The organism is Bradyrhizobium sp. 142 (genome assembly GCF_023074015.1).
GTDB lineage: Bacteria > Pseudomonadota > Alphaproteobacteria > Rhizobiales > Xanthobacteraceae > Bradyrhizobium.
Genome location: NZ_JADPKQ010000303.1, coordinates 1 through 1,154 on the forward strand (window position 1 = coordinate 1; position 1,154 = coordinate 1,154).

1 protein-coding gene is annotated in these 1,154 nt (G+C 63.7%); it reads left to right on the forward strand.

Going from position 1 to position 1,154, the window contains the following annotated elements; translation table 11 throughout:
* Nucleotides 1–167: 167 nt before the first annotated feature.
* Nucleotides 168–1,154, forward strand: a 987-nt coding sequence (locus IVA82_RS27280) for a recombinase family protein (RefSeq protein WP_247493644.1), incomplete at its 3' end; no start/stop codon positions are given.

Below are 1,154 nucleotides of genomic sequence, written 5' to 3' on the forward strand. Positions count from 1 at the left end.
GCCGCAGATGGATCTGTTCGGGAGCGGCCTGTCGAACGGCGCCATCGGCGCGCCAGCATGGCCGGAGCTGCCGGCGGAAGCCCGGGCGGCCCTCACGAGCCTGATGACGCAGTTGATCCTCGACCATGCTGCGATGACAGCGACGCCGCCCGCGAAGGAGGTCGATCATGATCTCTGACAAAGTCAGGCCTCATCATCTGGAGCGCAAGGCGATTCTTTACGTGCGCCAATCCTCGGCACATCAGGTGTTGCACAATCGCGAGAGCAGCGCGTTGCAATACGCCATGCGGGACCGGCTCACGGCGCTCGGGTGGTCAGAGATCGAAGTGATCGATGATGATCTCGGTCGTTCAGCCGCCGGCGGGGTACAACGCGCTGGCTTTGAGCGGATGGTGGCGGAGGTTTGCCTCGGCAAGGTTGGTGCGGTTTGCGCCCGCGAGGTCTCGCGCTTCGCTCGCAACAGCCGGGATTGGCAGCAACTCATCGAGATGTGCCGCGTGGTCGATACCGTTCTGGTCGATCAGGAGACCATCTATGCGCCAAGGCACGGCAACGACCGCCTGCTGCTCGGGCTCAAGGGCAGCCTCAACGAGTACGAACTGGATTTGTTGCGCCAGCGCTCGCTCTCGGCCCGCTACGAGAAGGCGCGCCGGGGCGAGTTGGTTGTGGCGGCGCCCGTCGGCTTCGTGAAGGCCGGCGACCATTATGAGAAAGATCCGGATCGGCGTGTCCAGGAAGCGATTAAGCTGGTGTTCGACAAGGTCGAGGAACTGGGCAGTGCGCGACAGGCGCTCTGCTGGCTCCACGAGTACAATCTCGATCTGCCGGTGAAGCAGACCAACGGCGACACAGCCTGGCGGCGACCGAGTTACTCCGCCATCCACCGGATCATTGAGAACCCGGTCTACGGCGGCGCTTATGCTTATGGTAAGACGGCTGTGGCGGCGGGATACAGCGCCGAGGGCGTGAGCGTGAGGATCCGCCGCAAGACGCGGAACGAATGGCTGGCGCTGAAGCCAAATACCCACGACGGGTATGTGAGCTGGGAGAGGTTCGAAGCGATCCGCACAATGGTCAGCAGCAACGTTCCCACCGGTCGGCATCACGGCGCGCCCAAGCATGGAGACGCGCTGCTGGCCGGTCTGATCCGGTGC